This is a genomic window from Methanobrevibacter smithii ATCC 35061, assembly GCF_000016525.1.
Lineage (GTDB): Archaea > Methanobacteriota > Methanobacteria > Methanobacteriales > Methanobacteriaceae > Methanocatella > Methanocatella smithii.
In genome coordinates this window covers 1,291,234-1,312,821 of record NC_009515.1, presented here as the reverse complement: position 1 = coordinate 1,312,821, position 21,588 = coordinate 1,291,234, and the positions used below count along the sequence as shown (strand labels likewise).

Sequence of the window (21,588 nt, the reverse complement as noted above, 5' to 3'; positions counted from 1 at the left end):
TTTATTTTTTTAAACAAAACAGATAATCTTTAATAGCTTCTTTATAGCTTCTTAAAGGTTCAAAACCATTATCGACCCATCTTTTATTATTTAAAACTGAATAGCTAGGTCTTGGTGCAGGTCTTGCAAATTCACTAGCTGTTACCGGAGTGACTTTTACATCCACTTCTGCTACTTCAAAGATATATTTTGCAAATTCACACCATGAACAGCTTCCGGAGTTTGTAATATGATAAATACCATAATAATCAGTTTCTATTAATTTTCCAATGGCTTCTGCTAAATCCAGAGTGTATGTCGGAGTTCCTACTTCATCATAAACTACTGTTAATTCATCATGTGTTTTAGCCAGTTCCAGCATTGTTTTTGGGAAATTGCCTCCATTAATTCCATATAACCATGCTGTACGAACAATAAAAAATTTATCGAGTATTTCCTGAATAGCCTCTTCACCTTCAAGTTTACTTTTTCCATAAACACTTATAGGACCAATTTCATCATCTTCAACCCATGGAGTGTCATTTTTGCCATTGAAAACATAATCTGTACTGATATGGACTAATGGACAGTCAGCTTCCCTGCATCCAATAGCCAAATTCCTTACACCTTCCCCATTTACACTGAAAGCCAGTTTCTGGTTTTCTTCACATCCGTCAACATTGGTGTATGCTGCAGAATTTATAACTATATCAGGTTTATTTTCTTTTATAAATTCAACTGTATGCTCTTTATCAGTAATGTCCAATGTTTTAGATGTTGTAAGTATAAGTTCATGTTTGTCATTTAAAACATCTGTCAAATCATGACCTAACATCCCATTAGATCCTGTAATTAAAACTTTCATAATTATCCCTATTTTTATTTAATAAAAACTAAATATTATTTATATTAATAAACATAATATATTTAATTATTTGAAAAATAAAAGGGGCTTTTTATTTATGAAAATTTGTATTATTGGACAAGGCTACATCGGATTGCCAACAGCTGCACTTTTTACAAAAAATCACTGTGAAGTTGTTGGAGTAGATGTTAATGAAAAGGTTGTTGAAACTTTAAATCAGGGAAAAATTCATATTGAAGAACCTGGAATTGGTGAAATAATTAAAAAAGCTGTTGAAAAAGGCGTATATTCTGCTTCAACAACACCTGTAAAAGCTGATGCATTTATAATAACTGTGCCAACACCATACATTGCTGAAAATTACACATGTGATTTAAGTTATGTTATCAGTGCATGTGAATCCATACTTCCTTATTTGGAAAAAGGAAATACTGTAATTGTTGAATCTACAATAGCTCCAATGTCTATGGATGATTATGTTAAACCTATTTTTGAAAAAGCCGGTTACACAATAGGAAAAGACTTATACCTTGCCCATTGCCCTGAGAGAGTCCTTCCAGGAAAAATCATGTATGAATTAGTACATAATGATCGTATTGTAGGTGGAATAACCCCTGAATGCTCAATTAAAGCCAGTGAAGTTTATGGTCAGTTTGTTGAAGGTGCATTAATGAAAACAGAAGCAAAAACTGCAGAATTATCCAAATGTATGGAAAATACTTTTAGAGACGTTAACATTGCACTAGCTAATGAACTTACAAAAATATGTACTAAAATAGGAGTAAATGCATTGGATGTAATTGAAATGGCAAATAAACATCCAAGAGTAAACCTGCACTCACCAGGACCTGGAGTTGGAGGACACTGCCTAGCTATTGACCCTTATTTCATTTATTCAAAAGCACCGGAATATGCAAAAATAATAAAACTAGCCAGAGACACCAACAACTCAATGCCCGAATTTGTATATGAAAATGTTAAAAAAATAACACCAAATGGCAAAATAGCAGTTTTAGGAGTTGCATATAAAGGAAACACTGGTGATGACAGGGAAAGTCCGGCATATGAGATAATAGCTAAATTAAAAGAAGACAACTATGAAATAAGCATCTGTGATCCCCATGTAGCCAATGAAGAATATGTTGATTTAAAGCAGGCTACCAAAGATGCAAACCTTATTTTAATATTATGTGACCATGATGAGTTTAAAGACCTTGATTACGATTTAATCAAAGAAAACATGGAAAAAGCAATTATATTCGACACTAAAAATATAATAAAAGAAGTACCTGAAGACATTAAGCTTTACAATTATGGAAATTTATTTAGTCTTTAAAAACAATAAAAAGAGAAAAAAAGAAAAATTAGAAATCAATTGATTGATCAGGTTCTACTGGATTACCATTCCAAGCTTTTAAAGTAGTCCATTCTTCAAAAGGACCTACCCAAAATGAATCATTGAAAGATAAACCTAAAGGTAAAAATATTGCACAACATCCATAAAGACTGCCTGTATTGATATCCTTTTCAGCAATTTCAGCTTGGCAGCCATTTAATCCAATAGTTAACCATCCCTTATTATCAAAGTTTTGATGGCCTCCAAATTGAGTTCTTAACACTTTAGTTAAAGCTGACCTAACCTGTGATGTTTCCATATTTCTTGGCAATATTTTAAATAATGCTGCTTGAGCTAATAAATGGAAAATTCCTGTACGATAAGCCATTGATTTTCCTAAAAGAGGGTATGTACCTTCTGGAGAAATTATACGTTCTAATTGAGATGCATATCTGCTGGATCTCATTAATTGAACATCCAATAACTCTCCTTCGTTAATACCATATTTTCTCATTACTTTTAAAATATCATTAAGCATAGGATGAATAAAAATACTGTTATAGTAATTTACATCAAATTCAGGACCGTCTGCATAAATTGCATCTCCAAGATACCATTCATCTCTAAATTTACGAATACTATAAGTTAAACGTTCCCTATCACATTCACCAGTAAATTCTAAAAGAGTAGCTTCAATCATGGAAGTAAATAGCAGCCAGTGATTTTCAAATGGTGCAATTATCCTTGTATTTTTAAGTTCGTAAATAACTCTAGCTTGAACATCCATTGGTAAATTATTCCATATTTGAGTTTTGGACCTAAGTAAACCTTGAGCAAATAAAGCCATGCTCATTAAAGATTGTTTAGGCTCTGTAAAAAGAATATAATCTTTACTATTTGGATTTACTGCATTACTAATAGCTTTTAAAGTTAATACAATATACTTTTCACGAATTTTACCTTCTTCAGATTCATCAGGTCCCAATTCTAACCACGGCGCAATTCCATTAAAAACATTTGAAAATGCCCCAAGATGAGCAAATTTATTGCTTTCAGAGCTAAATGATTCAATAGACATGTTTTTCTTAAGAGACTCCTTTTTAAGATTGTTTAATACTGGAAATGCAATCTTTTGCAAGGTTTCTACCCAAAAAATCCTATCCTCCCAAACTGGAGGTTGTTCTTCAATAACCTGATTATCATTTTTTTTAAATCGTCCAAAGAATGAGTTATTCATGAACAGTATTTTATTATACATAATATTTAAAGTTTTTAATAAATCGACATTCCACAAAAAATAAAAATACCTCAAAAACAAAAGCATTAAACAAAAGGGGTTAAAGATTATGTTTTCAAACAATATTAAAAAATTAATAAATAAATTAAAAAAACCATCAACAAATAAAAAAGTTTCAAAAGTTGAAAATACTGAAGAAACAGATTATAATTTAAAAACCAAACAAAAAGATGAAGAAATATTTCAGAACATCTATAATTTAATTGATAATTTTATGAAAACAACTCCTAATCCATTATTTAACAATATAGAAATTGAAACTGTTAACAGATGTAACGGAACATGCTCTTTTTGTCCTGTTAACAAGAATCAAGACCCTAGAGAATATAAAAAAATGCCTAAAGAACTGTTTGAAAAAATAATCAAAGAGCTAAAAGAAATTAATTATGATGGAGCTATTGCACTCCATTCCAATAATGAACCATTGCTTGATAAAGAAATCTATAATTATGCCGAATATGCTAGAAAAGAGCTTCCAAATAGCTATATTTACCTATATACAAATGGTACATTATTAACAATAGACAAATTTCTTGATTTAACCGAAAATTTGGATTTAATAGTTATTGATAACTATAATGATAACATACAACTTATTGAACCAGTAAAAGAAATTTTTGACTATTGTATCCAACATCCCGAACTTAAAAAGAAAGTTTTAATTGATTTAAGACTTCAAAATCAAATTTTAACAAGCAGAGGCGGGCAGTCAGACAACAGAAATGAAATTTTAACCTTAAAATCATCCTGTTTATTACCATTTAACAAAATAGTTGTTCAACCAGATGGTAAAGTCCCATTATGCTGTTGTGATCCTTTTGGAAAAGTTATTTTAGGAGATTTAAACACTGCAAAACTTGTAGATATTTGGAATGGTAAAAAAGCTAAAGAAATACGTGAAATTCTCTATAAAAAAGAAAATAGCAGAAAAAACTTAGAATTATGCAAGCAATGTGATGTTTTAGTTGAAAAATTAGACGGAATACCTTATACTAATACAGATATAACAAATCAATGGGAAAACTTATACTCTATTTTTAATATTCAATAAAAAAAAAATGAAATTTTGAAAAAAAAATAAACAAAGCCCCATTCTAAAATAGTTTATATAGTACAAACATCTATATATTTATCATTAATATGTGAGGTTTAAAAATATGCCAAAAACAATGTCTGAAAAAATATTAGCTAAAGCAGCTGGTAAAGACGAAGTTGAGGCTGGAGATATTGTTATCGCCAATATTGATGTTGCAATGACTCATGATTTAACCGGACCTCTTTCAGTACAATCTTTTGAGAAAATTGGTGCTACTAAAGTCTGGGACCCGTCAAAAATTGTAATACCATTCGATCATCAAGTTCCAGCTGATTCTATCGACTCAGCTAACAATCATATTATAATGAGAAAATTTGTTAAAGAACAGAAAATTGAAAACTTTTATGATGTTAATGCAGGAGTCTGCCATCAGATTCTTCCAGAATTAGGACATGTTGTTCCTGGAGAAGTTATTGTTGGTGCAGATTCACATACCTGTACTCATGGAGCTTTAGGTGCGTTTTCAACAGGAATTGGTTCTACAGATATGGCTATGGTATTTGCAGAAGGTAATTTATGGTTTAAAGTACCTGAAACCAACAGATTTGAAATCACCGGTGAATTAAAAGATAATGTTTATGCTAAAGATGTTATTTTAAATATTATCGGCCAGGTAGGCGTTGACGGTTCAACATATAAAGCCTGTGAATTTGCAGGAGAAACTGTTTCAAATATGAGCATTTCTGACAGAATGGTTTTAACAAATATGGCTATTGAAATGGGTGGAAAAACTGGTTTAGTAGAACCTGATAAAAAAACTATTGATTATGTAGAAAGCCGTTCCAACAAAGCATATAAAGTATTTAAAACTGACTTAGATGCTCCGTCACTTAATATTATTGATATTGACGTAAGTGAGTTGGAACCGCAAGTAGCCTGTCCTCACCATGTAGACAATGTTAAAGCAGTAAGTGAAGTGGATCAGGAAATTGACCAAGTATTCCTCGGATCCTGTACCAATGGTAGGATTAGTGACTTAAGAGATGCTGCTAAAATATTAAAAGGTAAAAAAGTAGCTAAAGGAACCAGAATGTTAGTTATTCCAGCTTCCAAAGAAGTATACTCTAAAGCACTTGATGAAGGATTACTTAAAATATTTGTTGATGCAGGAGCTTTAGTATCTGCTCCATGCTGCGGTCCATGTCTTGGAGGACATACCGGAATCATAGGACCTGGAGAAGTAAGCCTTTCCACATCTAACAGAAACTTTAAAGGCAGACAAGGAAGTCCAGATGGAAAAGTTTACCTGTCTTCTGCTGCAGTAGCTGCTGCTTCAGCTATTGAAGGAAGAATTGTTGCACCGGAGTGAGAATATGAAAGGAACTGTTTGGAAATTCGGAGACGATATTGATACTGACATTATCCTTCCAGGAAGATATTTAATTTATACAGATGAAGAAAGATTATCCCAACACTGTATGGAAGGATTAGATGATAAATTTAATGAAAAATGCAAAAAAGGTGACTTTATTGTAGCTGGCAAAAACTTTGGATGCGGATCTTCCAGAGAACATGCCCCAATAGCTTTAAAAGGTGTTGGAGTAGCTGCAGTAATAGCTGAATCATTTGCAAGAATCTTTTACAGAAATGCTACAAATGTTGGAGTTCCACTTCTTGAAGCTCCAGGTATAAGTAAACTTGTAGAAAATGGAGAAGAAATAGAAGTAGACATGGATAAAGGAACTATAACATCCGAAAATGGAGAAACAATTACATTTAAAAAATTACCTCCATTTATGTTAGAAATATTAGAAAAAGGTGGTTTAATTGAGTACCTCAAACAAAAAAGACAATAAATATCAGATAGCTGTTATTCCAGGTGATGGAATAGGTAAAGAAGTTATGGAAGCAACAATCTCTGTTTTAGACGAATTAGATGTTGATTTTGATTATATTTATGGTATAGCAGGTGACGAATGCAATGAAGAACATGGAACACCTCTTCCTCAGGAAACTATCGATATTGTAAGGGATTCTGATGCATGTTTATTTGGAGCTGCCGGAGAAACTGCAGCAGATGTTATTGTAAAAATCCGTCAGGAAATGAAAATGTTTGCTAATTTAAGACCTGTCAAATCTTATCCTAACACCAAATCATTATTTGAAAATGTTGACTTTATGATTGTAAGGGAAAATACAGAAGGATTATACATTGCAGACCAGGAAGAAGAAACCGAAGATGGTGCAATAGCTAAACGTGTTATTACAAGAGAAGCTGAAGAACGTATTATTGATTATGCTTTTCAATATGCAAAGGACAACAACAGAACTAAAGTTACTGCAGTTCACAAAGCTAATGTTCTTAAAAAAACCGACGGATTATTTAAAAAAATATTCTACGAAGTCGGCGAAAAATATCCGGATATTGATACTGAAGACTTTTACGTTGATGCAACAGCAATGTATCTTGTAACACAGCCTCAGGAATTCCAGGTTGTTGTAACTACCAATTTATTTGGAGATATTTTATCTGATGAAGGTGCAGGACTTGTTGGCGGACTTGGTTTAATTCCATCAGCAAATATTGGAGCAGATGGTGCTTTATTTGAACCTGTTCATGGTTCAGCACCGGATATTGCAGGTCAGCAAAAAGCAAATCCAATAGCTATGATGCTCTCAGCAATTATGATGCTTAGATACCTTGGTGAAAATGATGCTGCTGACAAATTTGATGCTGCTATTTTAAAAGTATTAAGTGAAGGTAAAACCTTAACTGGTGATTTAGGCGGCAGTGCAACTACCATGGAAGTAGCACAAGCTGTTAAAAATGCATTATAAGAGGAAATCATATGATTAAAGAATCTAATTTAGAAAAAGGCATAAGTGCCATTATCCCAACATACAAGGGAGAAGCGTTTATTTCTAAATTATTGGATTCTTTAATTAACCAAACCATTAATCCAAATCTTTTTGAAGCTGTTTTTATTGTTAACGGAGAATTAGATTCAACACCAGACATTATTAAAAAATACCAGGAGGAAAATCCTCAAATCAATATTATTTTAACTTATAGTGACCCCGGAGTATCTAATGCTCGAAATCATGGAATTGAACTTATAAATAAAGAGTACACTATTTTTATTGATGATGATGACTACATCAGCTATAATTACTTTGAAAAAATGTATGAATATGCTAAAAAAGACCGTATAGTTATTGGAACTTTTTATGATGTTGATCAAAATAGCGGTGAAGTCAGAGACTCTTATTTAACTCCCAAATTAGAAAAATCAGGATTATTCAAAAATCCTTATGATAATTTAAGAGAAATGCTTACAATTACAACAGACAAATTAGTTCCAACTGATATTGTAAAAAAATACTCTTTTAATCCTGATTTAAAAAATGGTGTTGATATCGCCTATTATATTCAACTTTATGTAGATTATGACTTTGAATTTTACATAATTGATAAAAACCAAGGTGCCAATTATTATCGTCTGCTAAGAGATAATTCTATTTCAAGAATGCCTTTATCTTATGATTTTAATGTTACAGACCGTTTAAAAGTAATTAATGAAATTAATAAGAATTTAAAAAGAGCTAAAAAAATAGAAGTCACCAGTTTTTTAAAAACATTAACTGGAGGACAAGTTTTTAAAATAAATCAATACTTGGAAAAACATCCTGAGGATTATAAAAAAGTATTGGAAGATATAAATAGTTATAACTTTGATTTTTTCCCATTTAAATATTTAAATGAAGATATCTCCAAATTAGATAATCCTAAAAGAGAATTAATAATATCTTATGCTTTTAGCCCAACAAACACTGCAACAAGCAATACAGTAGCTAAAAGAATTTTAACTGAGAAAAAAAATGTAGATGTTATTTGTGGAAGTCTGGATGAATTGGATAAAGATTTTACACTTGAAAATATTGTTAATCAATTTTTAATAAATAAAATAGTAATTGAAAGCAATTTTTCCACTGGCTGGGAAAATATTAAAAACTTTGTAAAAAAATCAATGGCTGCTTTAGACAATGCAGAAGTCTATGATAAAATTTACAGTAGAGCCAATTTTGTCCATTCACATTTTTTAGCGATTGAATATAAATTAGCCCATCCTGAAACCTATTGGCGTGCAGAATTTTCAGATCCATTAATTTACGCCTTCGGAAAAGACAAATTAAGTGTAGCTATTGAAGATGAAGACTACATTGGAAGAATTAATGAAAAATTAAATCTGAATTTATCAGTTAATGATGATATAAACTGCATTTGTGAGTATTTAACCTTTTTATTGTGTGATGAGATAATCTTTACCAATAAAAATCAGAAAGAGGTTATGATTAGCACCAATCCCTATGATGTTAAAGATATTGTTAATAAAAAAGCTAAAATTAGCTCCCATCCCACATTAGATATGAAATATTACTATGCTTTTAAAAGTAGCTATAATATAGACAATAACTATTTAAATTTAGCATATTTCGGGGATATATACAGCAATAGACATTTTGAAGACTTTATAAATGCATTTGATAGTTTAAATGAAAATATAAGAAATAAAATTCGTTTACACATATTTACATCATCTATAACTCTATTTCAACAGGTATTAAGTTCAAAAATATATGAAAAAACTATTTTAAACCCTTCAGTTGATTTTTTAGAATTTTTAAACCTTACAACAAAATTTGATGTTTTGCTTGTTGAAGACAGCCAAAAAGGCAATTTTAAAATTAATCCCTATCTGCCTTCAAAAATCTCCGACTATAAAGGCAGTGGAAGTTCAATTTGGGGAGTTTGTGAATCTGAAAGTGTAATGGACAACTTAGATATTGATTACAAATCCAAATTAAATAATATTGATTCTGGAAAAACAGCCATTGAAAATATTGTAAAAGACAAACTAAATATTGAAAATAATGTTTTGAATAATGACATTAATCCAGAAGAGTACTATCATCAAAGACTAATACAATTAACCCAAAAAATATCCGAATTAATTGATGTATGCCAAGAAGAGTTTAGAAAAGACAGTGAATATGAAAATAAAATCAGTGAATTAGAAAATATTAATTCCCAAATATTAAATTCAAATAGTTGGAAGGCTACTGAAAAGTTAAGAAAAATTAAAAGAAAATTTAAATAATAATAAAAATCTTAAATTATAATATTATCTAAATGAGGAAAATAATATGAAAATCGATAAAAAAAGAGCAGCTGCACTTTTTATCATCTTAATTATGGTATTAAGTGGTGTTGCAAGTTTTATGTTAATGGTTATCTAATTGGAGGACTTAAAAATGGCAAAATATAATATAGGCGCAGTAGTCGCTGAATTTAATTATGACATAACTCAGATGATGTTAGGTTTAGCTAAAGAAGAAGCTAAATCCAGAGACTGTGAAATTACACAGGTAGTAACCGTTCCTGGAGTATTTGATATGGCATTAGCTATTAAAAAATTACTTGAAAAAGATGAAATTGATGCAGTAATCACTCTTGGAGCAGTAATTGAAGGAGCTACAGACCACGACCAAATTGTAGCACAGCATGCATCCCGTAAAATAGCTGACTTATCCTTAGAATACGAAAAACCAGTAGCTTTAGGAATCAGCGGACCAGGTATGACAAGATTAGATGCACACAAACGTGTAGATTACGGTAAAAGAGCTGTTGAAGCAGCTATTAAAATGTGCGATAGATTAAACGAAATTTAGATGATTACATGGAAATTCTAAAACCTGATCAGTTAAAAGAAAAATTTAATGACCCCTGGATTGCACCCTACCAAAAAGTATTGACAATGGTAGATGGAGATAAAGTCGAAATCGTTGAATTCCACCCTTGTATTTCAGGATCACACTGGTTACTTTACCAATACAAAAACAACAGTGATTTAATTGATTCTGCATACAGAGATGGAAACAAACATGTTTATTCATGCCATATAGGTTGTGCTCCACTTGATTTAAAAGCTAGTTTTAATGCAGCAGGAATTGATGAGATTATTGTTGATGGAGATGAAGTCAAAGTAACTCATGCAGGCCTTGCTGGAGCTGGTGTAGGTGCTGGAATGTGTAGAGGAATGGGCGAAGGTGTTAAATACATTGAACTTCTTGAAGAAGGGGGAGGTTCTAAAGTAGGAAGAGCCAGAGTAGTTACCCCTAAACTTGAAAAAGTAGTTATTGGTGTCGATGACACTGATATTAAAGATGCTGGTGCTACCTGGACAATGGCTCATAATTTAGGTGTTGAACTTAAAAATGAAGGATTTGAATATTTGGATCACATTATTGTTCAGTTATATCCCCATAACCCACACAAAACACAAAATTGCGTTTCAATTGCATTAACTTTTGCAGTGCCTGAAGATAAAAAAGAAGAATTAATCAAAAGAACTGTAGAAATTCTTAAAAGAGATACATTATCTGATAAAACCGCAATTGCAGTTTTAGAAGGATTAGAAATTCCTGAAAAATTAAGACAGTATTCAATAGCTACCAAGTCTGGAATGATGGATATTGAAACTGCTGAAGCTACAGCTAAAGAATTAGGTATTGATTTAATAGCTGTTACAGGAGACCAAGGAAAAGTTGGTGCTCTTGCAGCTCTTGGACTTTATAATGATGTTGAAGAAGCTGTAAAAGTTTATGACAAATCATAAACTTTCTTTTTTTATTTTTATAAATTTAAATTAATGAAAAATCCCTGATTGATGTTAGTTATATGTTTTATTGAATTAGCAGTGCTATTTTCAAATCTAATTTCAATTACATGACCGTCATAATAAAAACTTTGAGTATTATTTGTAAATGAAGCATTCTGATATTCAATTGTTCCTATTTCTTCCTGATTTAAACCTACACTATAGGTATTATTATCTTCAAATATGGCTGTTGAATTAGCTATTGATTCATTATCCAAATATATGCCGTAAGAATATGTATTTCCACCTTTTGAAGATATAATATATGATTCAACCAAACTGGCATTTCCTTTGTTGAAAATATGGTGAACTACTGTTCCTTCAAAGATCTGACCTAAACGGCTGTCCTGCAGGACATCACCATCTTCCAGATTAAGTGCATTTTTAGCATCAATAGGGAGTCTTAATATATCTACCTCGCCGCTACGAGTATCATTTATCAAGTAAGGTACACCATTTACAATAAGACTATCACCATAATTCATACCTAATGTTTGTAAGCTATCTGCTGGCATACGGATTACATCTGTTTCATTTTCAATTGCAGAGTCTACAGTGTATGGTCCCCTTACAGAAATTGTATTATTGCTATCATCTGCAAAAATAATTAAATTTCTGGAACTAGGTTCAATAGAAATAGTGCCCTCTTCAAAAGTGGCTGCCCCTATAAATGTTGAAATCATCAAAATCAAAATAATAACTGAAATAATCAGCGGAAAATGAACCTTAATAAATGATTTAACTAAATTGCCTGTTGGAGCTTTTCTATATATTACAACAGATTTTACAATTACTTTAATAATATAACAAATAGCTATTATAACTCCTACAATAGAAACAATAACTCCTACCTCTAAAGGAACTGGTTTTACAAAAAATATTGCAAATAATCCTAAAATAATTAAGGACAAACCTACAATAGACATTCTAATAAAGTAACCGATTTCATCAATCATTACAACACGGCCATATTTGTTAGCACGGTCAATGATTGTTCTTACAACTTCATTAGCCATTAAATTTAAATCAGACAATGGAGACATGTCATGTTCAATTTCTCCAATATCCACTTCCTCTACAGAAATGCCTAAAACATCAGCATCAATAACAATACCAACATCAACACCATAATCCTTTTCAAAATTTATTTTCTTTAAAGCTGACCTTTTTGCAGCAAACTGTCCGCTTAAAGGCTGTTCAAATGAAATTTCCGGGAAAAAAAAGTTTAAAAGAGGTTTGGCAGTTAACTCTGTTACTCTACCGCTTTCTCTTGCGAATTTGGTTTTGGTAATATCCGTTCTTCCTTCTAAAATAGGCCTAATCATAGCATCTACTTTTTTAGAAGTTAAATTATGAATATCTGCATCAATAAATGCAATAATATCACTTTCAGATTTTCTATAACCTGTAGTAAGAGCTTCACCCTTACCCTTATTTACTTCATGGTTGATTACAATTGCCCCGGCACTTTTAGCTTCTGATTCGGTGTTATCTGTTGATCCGTCATTGACTACAATAACTTCATCAACATATTTGACCTTTTTAACAACATTAATCACATTGGCTACTGTTTCTTCTTCATTAAATGCAGGAATAATAACAGAAACCTTCATATATTTCTTAGGTTTTTCTGTTTTAAATGCAGCCAATAAAAATACAAGAAGCACAACAAGCCAAGACAATAAAATTCACCTATAATAATTTAATACTTTATATACATATGTTATTTATAGTATAAATGTTTAGTATTTTTCATAGTGGATTCTTGACTCATCAAATTTGTCCATGAATTCGTTTTTTAAACCTTCTTTTGGATAACCTAATGTAATTAAACAGAATACCTTTAGATTTTCATCATCAATGCCTACTAATTTAGCTATTTTATCCATACGTTCTTCTTCTGGAGTCACTCCATTCCAAAGCCCACCTAAACCTAAATTACAAGCTTCAAGCAGCATATTCTCAGCTGCTGCACTCATATCCTGCTGCCACATTGTTTTATAAAATGCCCTTTCAATATTGGCTACAAGTACAATAGCTACTGGAGCATCCCTGACTCTAGGTTTTATTTCACCTATTTCTTTAAGGGTTTTTCTGTTTTTAATTACAATAAATTCCCATGGTTCGGCCTTAAGTCTGCTTCCTGGAGCCTGCATAGCTGCTTTAAGAATTTTTTCTATTTTTTCATCCTCAACTTCTTTTGAGTCATATTCACGAATACTTCGTCTTGTATTTACAACTTCTTCAAAATCTGCCATAATATCACATCCTAGATAAATTCTTTTAAAAACTTAATCATATTTAAATGTTTAATTCCATCATGTGAAAAATCAAAATCATCCATACTTATAACAATCTTTTCAAAATTATCATTAATAACTTAAGATGTCTAAATTCTCTTTCTTGAGTTTCTTGTTTAATCATTATTACATCAACAACTTTTCAGCATATAATAAAGTTTTAAAATAAGCTCAAATTTATAATAGCTATACTCTTAGCAATAATTTATAATTTCAATTTTAAAAAAGATGAAATTATATTAATTAAAAAAAAGATAATTTCTTGTAATATATTAGGAATGTAATTTTAATGATAGCTAAAACACTCGAAAAAGAATTAAACCTGGAACAATGGCAAGTAAACAAAGTAATCAGATTAATTGATGAGGGCAACACTATTCCATTTATTGCAAGATACAGAAAGGATGTTACCGGCTCTTTAAATGATGAACTTTTAAGAAAATTCGATGAAAGGCTTAAATATCTTAGAAACTTGGAAGATAAAAAAACCAAAATCATAGAGCGCATTGACAACTTAGGAAAGTTAGACGACAACTTAAAAAATCAAATTCTTAATGCAGAAACATTAGTGGAACTTGATGATTTATATAGGCCCTATAAAAGCAAAAAAAGGACACGTGCAACAATAGCAAAACAAAAAGGTTTGGAACCGCTGGCCAGTCTTATTTTGGCTCAGGAAGTTAAAGAACCTGTTTCCAAAATAGCTGAAAATTATGTTACAGACGAAGTTAAAACACCCAAAGAAGCTATTGAAGGAGCGCAAGACATAATTGCTGAGATTATTTCTGACAATTCCACTTTTAGAAAAAAAATCAGACAGAATACTTTTTATAATGGAGTAATTGAAACTAAAGCTAAAAATAAAGATGAATCTGCTTCAGGATATGAAATTTATTTTAATTATTCAGAAAAACTATCTAAAATTCCACCACATAGGATATTAGCCATTAACAGAGCGGAAAATGAAGACATTATTAAAGTAAAAGTGGATATTGAAGAAGACGACATTATCCAATACCTTAAAAGACACACACTTAAAAACTGCTCCAAAGTTCCTGAAATGATTGAATATAACCCTCATACCACCCCAATTATTACAGAATCTATTGAAGATTCATATAAACGTTTGATTTCACCGGCTATTGAGCGGGAAATTAGAAGTTATTTAACTAAAAAGGCTGAAGAGAAATCTATTGAAGTTTTTGCTAAAAATTTAAGCCAACTTCTTATGGAAAGCCCCTTAAGTGGAAAAACTATTTTAGGATGGGATCCTGCTTTTAGAACAGGATGTAAATTAGCTGTTATTGATTCAACAGGTAAAGTTTTAGAAACATCCCTAATCTATCCAACTGAACCTCAAAATAAGGTTAAGGAATCTGAAAAAGTGGTACTTGATTTAATTAAAAAGTACGATGTCGATGTAATAGCTATCGGAAATGGAACTGCTTCAAGGGAATCTGAAGAAATAGTGGCTAATATTATTAAAAACACTTCTGTTGAATACATCATTGTTAATGAAGCTGGCGCATCTGTTTATTCTGCAAGTAAACTGGCTGATGAAGAGTTTCCTGATTTTAATGAAGGTGAACGCAGTGCTGTTTCAATAGCCAGAAGACTGCAGGATCCGTTGGCTGAACTTGTTAAAATTGATCCCAAATCTATTGGAGTTGGTCAGTACCAGCATGACATGAATCAGAAACAATTGAATGAGTCTTTAGGAGGAGTTGTTGAAAGAGTAGTTAATGAAGTTGGTGTTGATTTAAATACTGCTTCATCTAGCTTACTTAATTATGTTTCCGGAATTACCAAATCAACTGCTAAAAATATCATTAGCTATAGAGAAGAAAACGGTAAATTCAACAACCGAAAAGAACTTTTAAATGTTAAAAAACTTGGTAAAAAGACTTTTGAGCAATGTGCAGGATTTGTAAAAATAGACAATCCCGAACATCCTTTAGACAACACTACAATACATCCCGAATCTTACGATGCTGCAGTCAAACTTTTAGATAAATTGGGATACAGTTTGGCAGATATCGGTTCAGATAACTTAAAATTAGATAACCTGAATTATGATGAATTATCTAAGCAGTTAGACGTTGGTGTTATTACCCTGCAGGATATTGTTAAAGAACTTAAAAAACCTGGAAGAGATCCTCGTGAAGACATGCCAAAACCTGTTTTAAGAAAAAATGTTTTATCAATAGATGATCTAGAAGAAGGCATGATTATGCAGGGAACTGTTAGAAATATTGTTGATTTTGGAGCTTTTGTAGATATTGGAGTTCATCAGGACGGATTAGTCCATATTTCACAGCTGGCTGACAAATTTGTAAAGCACCCTCTGGATATTGTAAGTGTCGGAGATATTGTTGATGTTAAGGTTTTAGATGTTGATTTAGCTAGAAATAGAATACAATTATCAATGTTAATATAAATAAAGGTTATTAAAATGTTTAAATTAGAAAATAAGAAATATTTCATTGGAATATATGCTTTAATATTAAGCTTATTCAGCCTGTATTTCACATATAGGGCAAACTTTTCAAATCCTGAATTTGAAGTGCTTATGTTTTGTATATTGCTGATAGCAGGAATATTATCTATTGTATACTATACAAAAAACAATGAGAAGTTACATAAAGTTGCATTGGTACTAATAATAATATTTGGTATAATAAGCCTGTTTTTGACACCGATTTATGATGTGTCTGATGAAACTGAACATTTTGTCCGCTCAGAAATAGTTTCAACCGGAGAATTGTCAACCAATTATGTGCCAATTCCAAATACAACTGCAAACGGTTATAAAACAATTGCAAGTGTAACCACATTTTTTGATAATGCTGGAGCAAATGTATTTAATACACATGCAGATGATGATAAAATAGATCATACTCCATCATATTTCAACTCCGCTTTTGCTCAAAATCCATTTTATGGTTATTTAGCACAGGGAATTGGAGTGTTTTTAGCAAAATGTCTGGATTTAAATGCAATCTGGATGTTATGGCTTGGAAGATTCTTTAATTTATTATTATATGCCGGAATAATTGCAGTAGCTATTAAAAAAGCACCAGTCTTTAAGTTTCCATTACTTATAGTGTCAATACTTCCAATAGCTATTTATCAAGCCGCATCAACAAGCTGTGATGGATTATTCAGCGCACTGGCCATTCTTGCATTCAGTTATTTTCTATATTTCTATAAAACACCTAAAATTACCTGGACGGATTTAGGGATATTTTATATAGCTGTAATTCTATGCGGACTGCTTAAAACCCCTTACTTGGCTTTAAGTTTATTGATTTTTCTGGTTCCAAATACAAATTTTAGTGATAAAAAGCAAAATATCATATCTAAACTTTGTATTTTAGTTGCTTTAGGTATTGGAATTGCTTGGAGCAGCTATGCAACAACACAACTAGCTAATTCCTGGAGAGGAGAATATTTTATCCAAAGAAATGTAAGTGCAAGTGGTCAAATTGATTACTTACTGGCCAATCCATTAATTGCACTTCAAAGATTTGGTGAGATCTACAGTACTGCACTGCCAACTGTTATTGACAGATTCTTTTATTTCTCAAATAGTGTAAGAGAATATTCATCAACTCTTCTTGCAGGACTTTACTTTGTATTCTTCTGTTTATTTAGTGTATTTTATTGTAATTTCAAAGATTTAAATTTAAAAACACGTATTAAAGGATTTTTAATAATTATTTTAATTTATAGTGGTGTAATGGCTATCCAATACTTAACATGGTCTCCAGTTGGAGGGGAAAATGTAACAAGTGGTGTATTCAGTCGTTACTTCATGCCGTTGCTAATATTTTTACCGTTTGTATTTGGAATAGGCAATAAAAAAATAGATAAGCAAACTTTAAGCTTTTTAGTGCTGACTGTAGCTATCAGTTTTATTTCCGGAATGTTAATGCTGACAACAGCTGTTAAATATTAACATTTTACCTTTTTTTATTTTGAGCTATTAAATTTAAATGATGTTCAAAGTTTTCATCATGCTGTTTTCTAATAACATGCAAAACAACACCTGTGAAAAATATAATAACAGCTACAATAGCTACTACTCCTACAGTAATAAGTGTAGGAACCTTTTCCACAAATCCGGTTCTATAAAAATCAATTAAAATCGGGAAAAAGTACAGACCAGCTATTATTAAAAGAACTAACGTTACTAAAGAAAAGAAAAACAAAGGTCTTATATCTCTGAAAAGTCCGAAAAGCAAGCTAATAACCTTATAACCATCACTGAAAGTATTTAATTTAGATTCACTGCCATCCATTCTGTCCCTATATTCTATTGGCAGTTCCTTAATTAAAAAATTATGATTTAGTGCAAAAATAGTCATTTCAGTTTCAATTTCAAATTCTTTAGATGAAATAGGAAATGATTTAACAAATTCATAGCTAAATCCTCTCATACCGGTCATGATATCTGAAATATCACTGTTAAAAATAGTGTTTATAAGTTTTCTAACCAGTTTATTTCCTGAATTATGAAATCTTCTTTTGTTTTCTTCAAAATAAGTACTGGACAGCCTGTCTCCAATTACCATATCCGCTTTTTTAGATAGAATTAACTCTTCTATTTCTTTTGATGCCTCAGCAGGATAGGTATCATCACCATCAACTAAAATATAACAGTCCGCATCAATATCTCTAAACATGGATCTTACAACATTTCCCTTACCTTGTCTATATTCTCTTTTTACAATAGCTCCTGTGTCTTTAGCTATTTCATAAGAATTATCTGTTGAATTATTATCATAGACATAAATATCTGCCTTAGGTAAGGCTTTTTTAAAATCCAGGATAACTTTTTTTATTGTAAGTTCCTCATTATAACAGGGGATTAAAACTGCAGTTTTCATTATAATAAAGATTTTATGACTAATAGTATTAATTATTTATGATTATAATTTTTATTTGTTAAATCCTGGTGACTACATCACAACAAGCAGCTACAACAACACAGACACTGTAAACAAAATTAAAACTAAAACTTATTAAATAATTAAAATTAAGATTATAACTATGGATAAATTAATTAATAAGTTATTTAGAAAAAGTACTGACAACATTTTCTTACAAATGTTTAGATACCTATTTGTAGGAACTGCATCTTTTTTAATAGATTTCATTATTTATTTATCATTAATTAACTTTTTAGGACAAAATTATTTAATTTCAGCAGCTATTGCTTTTTTTATATCAGTGCTGGCTAATTATTACATGTCTACTTCATGGGTATTTAATCAGACAGACAGAAATAATAAGGTTCTGGATTTCAATTTATTTATTTTAATCAGCTTTATCGGGCTTATTTTTACTGAAATATTATTATACGCATTTGTAGACTATGGAAATATAAACTACATCTGGTCTAAAATTATAGCATCCATTATAGTAATGTTCTGGAATTTCACAGCACGTAGAGTTATGTTTTATGGGAAAAAACTTTAAGTTGGAAATTATTATGAAAAATTTAAATAAAGAAGACAAATTAGGAAAAATACTTTTTATAATAAGCATAATTACATTGCTTTATGTTTCCTATATTGGATTTACAAAATTAGGAATGTGGTATGATGAAATATACTCTTTGGGAATGGTTAAATCTCCATTTAATGATTTTATTAATTTTGCTTTTCTTGATGTCCACCCTCCACTTTATTATCTGATTTTTAAAGTATTTTACAAAATCGGAGTCTTTTTAGGAATAAATCCGATTATAGTAGGTAAATTCACCTCACTGCTTCCATTTTATTTAATACTTGTACTAGCAGCAACGAAAGTTAGGAAAAACTGGGGATACTTAACTGCAGGTTTATTTGCTTTTTGTATAGTTAGCATGCCTCAGCTAATGAATTTTGCTGTTGAATTAAGAATGTACAGCTGGGGACTGTTCTTTGTAACAGCAAGTTTTATTTATGCTTATGATATTTTAAATAAAAACTCAACATGGAAAAGCTGGGGAATTTTAACTTTACTAACAATAGCTTCTGCTTACACACATTATTTCTCAGCAGTAGCTTCATTTGTCATTTATTTATTTTTACTTGCTGATTTAATTAGAAATAATAAAAATGAGCTTAAAAAATACTTCACATCAGCAATTATAGCTATTTTAAGTTTTACACCATGGCTGATTATTCTAAAACAACAGGCTGCAAGTGTAAGCAGCAGTTACTGGATAGCTCCAATTACACTAAATAAGATTTTAGGATATTTCTGGTTTGTTTTATCACCGGATAATCAGGTTATTAATGCAAATCAGATAGCTGCATTTTCTGTTTTAGGATTATTACTTCTAATTGGAGTTATTGTTCTACTAATTAAAAGTGATAAAAAAGACACCTACGGGATTTTAATTGCTGTTTGTGTTCCGATTATCGGAATAATCTTATCTTTAATTATCAAACCTGTTTTTCATCCACGTTATTTAATACCTGTTTTAGGATGTTTATGGTTGGGAGTAAGTATTTTACTTGGCAAAAACTTCAGCAATAAAAAGATATTTATTCCAATTTTCGTGATTATCTTACTTGTAGCTTCAGTTGGCTGTGTTAATTTTACACAAACTCAAATTAACGACCAAATTAATGACAGCAATAAAATACAGTCACTAGAAGAAACCTTTGGTAGTGGAAATCTTATTATTTATGATGCTTTTGTTCCGTACTTTGAGATGAATTCCTATTATCTGACAGATGACCATAATTTTATGCTGACAGTAACAGAGGATAAAGATTTTAATACTACTGCTAATCAGATTAGTGATGTTTTAGCTGACCCAGGTATTCAAAATGAAATATCTCATGGAAGTAAAGTCTTTTTCATAAATTATAAACATTATGATAATGAAATAACTCTAAATCATGATACATATAATCTTAAAAAGCTTCCAATAGACTTAGATAAATACACTGCTTATGAAGTTGAAATTAAATAACTTTTAATATAAAATTAAACAAATATCAATTATTAATATTTTTTTAGAAGGTATTTTAAAATGACACCAAAAGTAATGATAATTCTGGGAAGTGGGTCAGATATTGCTATCGCTGAAAAAAGTATGAAGATTTTGGAAAAACTTGAAATACCATATAGTTTGAAAATAGCTTCAGCACATAGAACACCTGATCTTGTAAGAGAACTTGTTGTACAGGGAACCAATGCAGGTATAAAAGTATTTATTGGAATTGCAGGATTAGCTGCTCATCTTCCAGGAGCAATAGCTGCATATACTCACAAACCGGTTATTGGAGTTCCTGTAGATGTTAAAGTTAGCGGACTGGATGCACTATATTCTTCAGTTCAAATGCCTTATCCCTCTCCTGTAGCTACTGTTGGAATTGATAGGGGAGATAATGGAGCTATTTTAGCTGCACAAATCCTAGGGCTTTATGACGAGGAAATACGCAAAAAAGTATTGGAATTAAAAGAAGAATATAAACAGAAAGTCATTAAAAATAATGAAGAAATTGTTCAAAAAATAGACAATCCACATATTACCAATGACTTTTTAAGGATTAAAAACCTCGAATTAAATGAAACTACAGAAGAATTTAATGGAAGCTACATTAATAAAAATGCTGAGGTAGTCATTATTGTTGGAAGACATACTGATTTAATTACTGGAAAAAAAGTAAGTGTTACACTAGACAGACTTAAAATACCTCATGATATGCAAGTAATTTGCCCGATTAGATCAGGAAAAAAATTCAGAGCATATGTAAACACTATGAAAAATGCTAAAATATTTATTGGAATTAATTCCAACTCTTCCCAGGTAAGTGGAGGTCTTGTAGGTCTTACTGAAAAGCCTGTTATTGGAGTTCCATGTGAAAATGAACTTGGAAATAATTACCTGCTTTCAACTGTAAATATGCCACCAGGAGTACCTGTAGCTACTGTTGGTGTTAATAATGGTCGTAATGCTGCTGTTTTAAGTGGTGAAATACTTTCTATTAACAATCCTGTTCTTTTAGAGCTTTTAGAAAAATTAAAAAATAAAAAAATCAACATATAAGGGATA

The 21,588-nt window shown here is 30.9% G+C and carries 18 protein-coding genes; 13 read left to right on the top strand and 5 right to left on the bottom strand.

Annotated features, from left to right (window positions below):
- Position 1 precedes the first annotated feature (1 nt).
- Positions 2–844: a dTDP-4-dehydrorhamnose reductase gene (gene rfbD, locus MSM_RS06585; RefSeq protein WP_011954427.1), complete on the bottom strand. Its 843-nt coding sequence runs from the start codon at positions 842–844 to the stop codon at positions 2–4.
- A gap of 97 nt (positions 845–941) precedes the next feature.
- Between rfbD and MSM_RS06580 the strand changes: the two genes are divergently transcribed.
- On the top strand, positions 942–2,180 hold the full coding sequence (locus MSM_RS06580) for a nucleotide sugar dehydrogenase (protein ID WP_011954426.1): 1,239 nt from the start codon (positions 942–944) through the stop codon (positions 2,178–2,180).
- 28 nt (positions 2,181–2,208) lie between these two features.
- On the opposite strand, the gene MSM_RS06575 is transcribed toward MSM_RS06580, so the two are convergent.
- A complete protein-coding gene (locus tag MSM_RS06575) occupies positions 2,209–3,438 on the bottom strand; it encodes a DUF2264 domain-containing protein (protein ID WP_048058686.1) in 1,230 nt (409 codons plus the stop codon).
- A gap of 88 nt (positions 3,439–3,526) precedes the next feature.
- On the opposite strand from MSM_RS06575, the gene MSM_RS06570 reads away from it, so the two are divergent.
- The 7 genes from MSM_RS06570 (at position 3,527) to mmp11 (ending at position 11,190) form a co-directional block, all read left to right on the top strand.
- A complete protein-coding gene (locus MSM_RS06570; protein ID WP_011954424.1) occupies positions 3,527–4,528 on the top strand; it encodes a radical SAM/SPASM domain-containing protein in 1,002 nt (333 codons plus the stop codon).
- A 106-nt stretch (positions 4,529–4,634) separates the two neighbouring features.
- The gene (hacA, locus tag MSM_RS06565) at positions 4,635–5,882 is read left to right on the top strand and encodes a homoaconitase large subunit (protein WP_011954423.1); all 1,248 of its coding nucleotides are present in this window, start codon (positions 4,635–4,637) and stop codon (positions 5,880–5,882) included.
- A 4-nt stretch (positions 5,883–5,886) separates the two neighbouring features.
- Positions 5,887–6,369: a 3-isopropylmalate dehydratase small subunit gene (locus MSM_RS06560; RefSeq protein ID WP_011954422.1), complete on the top strand. Its 483-nt coding sequence runs from the start codon at positions 5,887–5,889 to the stop codon at positions 6,367–6,369.
- Positions 6,341–7,351 carry an isocitrate/isopropylmalate family dehydrogenase gene (locus MSM_RS06555; RefSeq protein ID WP_011954421.1) on the top strand — a complete coding sequence of 337 codons (1,011 nt, stop codon included), beginning with the start codon at positions 6,341–6,343 and terminating at the stop codon, positions 7,349–7,351. Before MSM_RS06560 ends, MSM_RS06555 begins: the two co-directional genes overlap by 29 nt.
- An 11-nt stretch (positions 7,352–7,362) precedes the next feature.
- Entirely contained in the window at positions 7,363–9,672 is a 2,310-nt protein-coding gene (locus MSM_RS06550; protein WP_011954420.1) for a glycosyltransferase family 2 protein, read from the top strand.
- Between the two features lie 154 nt (positions 9,673–9,826).
- Entirely contained in the window at positions 9,827–10,243 is a 417-nt protein-coding gene (ribH, locus tag MSM_RS06545; protein WP_004032619.1) for a 6,7-dimethyl-8-ribityllumazine synthase, read from the top strand.
- Between the two features lie 8 nt (positions 10,244–10,251).
- On the top strand, positions 10,252–11,190 hold the full coding sequence (gene mmp11, locus MSM_RS06540) for a methanogenesis marker protein 11 (RefSeq protein ID WP_011954419.1): 939 nt from the start codon (positions 10,252–10,254) through the stop codon (positions 11,188–11,190).
- Positions 11,191–11,207: 17 nt separating this feature from the next.
- Here mmp11 and MSM_RS06535 read toward each other — a convergent pair whose 3' ends face one another.
- Positions 11,208–12,914: a glycosyltransferase gene (locus tag MSM_RS06535; protein ID WP_048058630.1), complete on the bottom strand. Its 1,707-nt coding sequence runs from the start codon at positions 12,912–12,914 to the stop codon at positions 11,208–11,210.
- 60 nt (positions 12,915–12,974) lie between these two features.
- Entirely contained in the window at positions 12,975–13,490 is a 516-nt protein-coding gene (locus MSM_RS06530; protein WP_011954417.1) for a nitroreductase family protein, read from the bottom strand.
- Positions 13,491–13,821: 331 nt separating this feature from the next.
- On the opposite strand from MSM_RS06530, the gene MSM_RS06525 reads away from it, so the two are divergent.
- Together MSM_RS06525 and MSM_RS06520 are read left to right on the top strand one after the other, a co-directional pair.
- Complete coding sequence (locus MSM_RS06525) at positions 13,822–15,969, top strand: Tex family protein (protein ID WP_011954416.1); 2,148 nt, start codon at positions 13,822–13,824, stop codon at positions 15,967–15,969.
- A gap of 15 nt (positions 15,970–15,984) precedes the next feature.
- Entirely contained in the window at positions 15,985–17,490 is a 1,506-nt protein-coding gene (locus MSM_RS06520; RefSeq protein ID WP_011954415.1) for a DUF2142 domain-containing protein, read from the top strand.
- 4 nt (positions 17,491–17,494) lie between these two features.
- Here MSM_RS06520 and MSM_RS06515 read toward each other — a convergent pair whose 3' ends face one another.
- Positions 17,495–18,421, bottom strand: coding sequence for a glycosyltransferase family 2 protein (locus tag MSM_RS06515; RefSeq protein ID WP_011954414.1), 927 nt, complete (start codon positions 18,419–18,421; stop codon positions 17,495–17,497).
- A gap of 163 nt (positions 18,422–18,584) precedes the next feature.
- Between MSM_RS06515 and MSM_RS06510 the strand changes: the two genes are divergently transcribed.
- Genes MSM_RS06510 through purE form a run of 3 tightly spaced genes read left to right on the top strand, consistent with a single transcriptional unit; the run spans position 18,585 to position 21,582 of the window.
- Positions 18,585–19,013, top strand: coding sequence for a GtrA family protein (locus MSM_RS06510; protein ID WP_011954413.1), 429 nt, complete (start codon positions 18,585–18,587; stop codon positions 19,011–19,013).
- Positions 18,997–20,502: a glycosyltransferase family 39 protein gene (locus MSM_RS06505; protein ID WP_048058629.1), complete on the top strand. Its 1,506-nt coding sequence runs from the start codon at positions 18,997–18,999 to the stop codon at positions 20,500–20,502. Before MSM_RS06510 ends, MSM_RS06505 begins: the two co-directional genes overlap by 17 nt.
- A 60-nt stretch (positions 20,503–20,562) precedes the next feature.
- Positions 20,563–21,582 (top strand): 5-(carboxyamino)imidazole ribonucleotide mutase, encoded by a 1,020-nt coding sequence (gene purE, locus MSM_RS06500; RefSeq protein ID WP_011954411.1) that lies wholly within the window; start codon positions 20,563–20,565, stop codon positions 21,580–21,582.
- Positions 21,583–21,588: the final 6 nt, after the last annotated feature.

Bases quoted from the DNA above. Each gene is read 5' to 3' on its own strand.
- rfbD (WP_011954427.1), bottom strand. From the start codon at position 844: ATGAAAGTTTTAATTACAGGATCTAATGGGATGTTAGGTCATGATTTG.
- MSM_RS06580 (WP_011954426.1), top strand. From the start codon at position 942: ATGAAAATTTGTATTATTGGACAAGGCTACATCGGATTGCCAACAGCT.
- MSM_RS06575 (WP_048058686.1), bottom strand. From the start codon at position 3,438: ATGTATAATAAAATACTGTTCATGAATAACTCATTCTTTGGACGATTT.
- MSM_RS06570 (WP_011954424.1), top strand. From the start codon at position 3,527: ATGTTTTCAAACAATATTAAAAAATTAATAAATAAATTAAAAAAACCA.
- hacA (WP_011954423.1), top strand. From the start codon at position 4,635: ATGCCAAAAACAATGTCTGAAAAAATATTAGCTAAAGCAGCTGGTAAA.
- MSM_RS06560 (WP_011954422.1), top strand. From the start codon at position 5,887: ATGAAAGGAACTGTTTGGAAATTCGGAGACGATATTGATACTGACATT.
- MSM_RS06550 (WP_011954420.1), top strand. From the start codon at position 7,363: ATGATTAAAGAATCTAATTTAGAAAAAGGCATAAGTGCCATTATCCCA.
- ribH (WP_004032619.1), top strand. From the start codon at position 9,827: ATGGCAAAATATAATATAGGCGCAGTAGTCGCTGAATTTAATTATGAC.
- mmp11 (WP_011954419.1), top strand. From the start codon at position 10,252: ATGGAAATTCTAAAACCTGATCAGTTAAAAGAAAAATTTAATGACCCC.
- MSM_RS06530 (WP_011954417.1), bottom strand. From the start codon at position 13,490: ATGGCAGATTTTGAAGAAGTTGTAAATACAAGACGAAGTATTCGTGAA.
- MSM_RS06525 (WP_011954416.1), top strand. From the start codon at position 13,822: ATGATAGCTAAAACACTCGAAAAAGAATTAAACCTGGAACAATGGCAA.
- MSM_RS06520 (WP_011954415.1), top strand. From the start codon at position 15,985: ATGTTTAAATTAGAAAATAAGAAATATTTCATTGGAATATATGCTTTA.
- MSM_RS06515 (WP_011954414.1), bottom strand. From the start codon at position 18,421: ATGAAAACTGCAGTTTTAATCCCCTGTTATAATGAGGAACTTACAATA.
- MSM_RS06510 (WP_011954413.1), top strand. From the start codon at position 18,585: ATGGATAAATTAATTAATAAGTTATTTAGAAAAAGTACTGACAACATT.
- MSM_RS06505 (WP_048058629.1), top strand. From the start codon at position 18,997: ATGGGAAAAAACTTTAAGTTGGAAATTATTATGAAAAATTTAAATAAA.
- purE (WP_011954411.1), top strand. From the start codon at position 20,563: ATGACACCAAAAGTAATGATAATTCTGGGAAGTGGGTCAGATATTGCT.